Source organism: Shewanella sp. SM32, assembly GCF_025654235.1.
GTDB lineage: Bacteria > Pseudomonadota > Gammaproteobacteria > Enterobacterales > Shewanellaceae > Shewanella > Shewanella oncorhynchi.
In genome coordinates this window covers 1-1,409 of the sequence record NZ_JAKKRO010000146.1, presented here as the reverse complement: position 1 = coordinate 1,409, position 1,409 = coordinate 1, and the positions used below count along the sequence as shown (strand labels likewise).

Sequence of the window (1,409 nt, the reverse complement as noted above, 5' to 3'; positions counted from 1 at the left end):
GATGGTTCAATGCCTGTTGTGGCTAGTTGGTTTACACGCACAGCAACAGGGCTGGGATAAGCATTTTCAGGCCAATACCATTGGGCATCGAACGGTACTCTCAACGATTCGCTTGGGATTGGAGGTACTCAGGCGGCCTGATTATCAAATCACGGAGAAAGAATTGCTGGCGGCCTGGGTATTATTCGCCAATCAGTTGCTCAAATATGGCTATGCTATGGCTGATTTATGAGGGGATCCTTCAGGGCTATGTACCAGCGCTCTGAGTCAAGTATTTATGATAATATTAAAGGTAACTCCTACCTGTTAAGTATGGTTGTTCCTATTAATAAATATGATATAAAATTTCAATATTTAAAAGATGATGCTGGGCTGGGTAAAGTGACAAAAAATGCCGGAGCAGATCTAAAAACACTAAAAGAGAGTGATGCAAGTCAATATTCAGTAGGCGTTGATTTTAAGGCTCAAAAGGATTTGACTTTTGGGGTAGGTATTTCCTATTTTGATGGTGACTATACTGACGTCAAAGGACATACTGAGTTTGATGACACTCTCATTTTTGTATCTACAAGATATCTATTTTAACCTCTATAGATAAAGCGGCTAAATAGCCGCTTTATAAAAATTAGATATTTATCATGTTAATTATTTATCGTTTTAAAATATTATACTGCTAGTATAACTGATTTCCCCCTCGCGGAGCATTTGATGCGGATAACATTAAGACAATTGATGATCTTTAAAGCCATACATTCTGAGGGGCAGATCTCAAAAGCGGCAAAAGTGCTTCATATGTCAACGCCTGCTGTAAGTATGGCACTTAAAGAATTAGAAAGTTCTTTAGGCTGCAGATTATTTGAGCGAGTGGCGGGAGGTTTGGTTGTAAATGCGCATGGAGAAATAATATTACCTTATGCTAATGAAATGCTATCCAAGGGAAAAGAGTTAGAAAATATATTTTCATTCCCTGAACATGGCATTAAGGGGACGTTAACCATTGGGAGCAGTAAGACTGCTGGTAACTATGTATTATCTAAAAAAATTCCATTATTTAAGAACCAATATCCCGATGTAAAAATAAAACTAGTCATTGATAATAGTTTAGTTATTGAAAAAATGGTTTCAGAAAAAGAACTAGACTTAGGCTTTATTGATGCTAAACCCTGAAGGATCCCCTCATAAATCAGCCATAGCATAGCCATATTTGAGCAACTGATTGGCGAATAATACCCAGGCCGCCAGCAATTCTTTCTCCGTGATTTGATAATCAGGCCGCCTGAGTACCTCCAATCCCAAGCGAATCGTTGAGAGTACCGTTCGATGCCCAATGGTATTGGCCTGAAAATGCTTATCCCAGCCCTGTTGCTGTGCGTGTAAACCAACTAGCCACAACAGGCATTGAACCATCA

2 protein-coding genes and 2 pseudogenes are annotated in these 1,409 nt (G+C 39.1%); 3 read left to right on the top strand and 1 reads right to left on the bottom strand.

The window, feature by feature from the left end:
- From L5M10_RS23800 to L5M10_RS23790, 3 genes and pseudogenes are all read left to right on the top strand, one after another.
- Positions 1-232, top strand: a pseudogene (locus L5M10_RS23800) (IS4 family transposase); the annotation flags it as partial.
- 17 nt (positions 233-249) lie between these two features.
- Positions 250-585, top strand: a complete 336-nt coding sequence (locus L5M10_RS23795) for a hypothetical protein (protein WP_263256097.1) — start codon at positions 250-252, stop codon at positions 583-585.
- Positions 586-708: 123 nt separating this feature from the next.
- Complete coding sequence (locus tag L5M10_RS23790) at positions 709-1,167, top strand: LysR family transcriptional regulator (RefSeq protein ID WP_263256095.1); 459 nt, start codon at positions 709-711, stop codon at positions 1,165-1,167.
- 9 nt (positions 1,168-1,176) lie between these two features.
- Here L5M10_RS23790 and L5M10_RS23785 read toward each other — a convergent pair.
- A pseudogene (locus L5M10_RS23785) lies at positions 1,177-1,409 on the bottom strand (IS4 family transposase); the annotation flags it as partial.

Bases quoted from the DNA above. Each gene is read 5' to 3' on its own strand.
- L5M10_RS23795 (WP_263256097.1), top strand. From the start codon at position 250: ATGTACCAGCGCTCTGAGTCAAGTATTTATGATAATATTAAAGGTAAC.
- L5M10_RS23790 (WP_263256095.1), top strand. From the start codon at position 709: ATGCGGATAACATTAAGACAATTGATGATCTTTAAAGCCATACATTCT.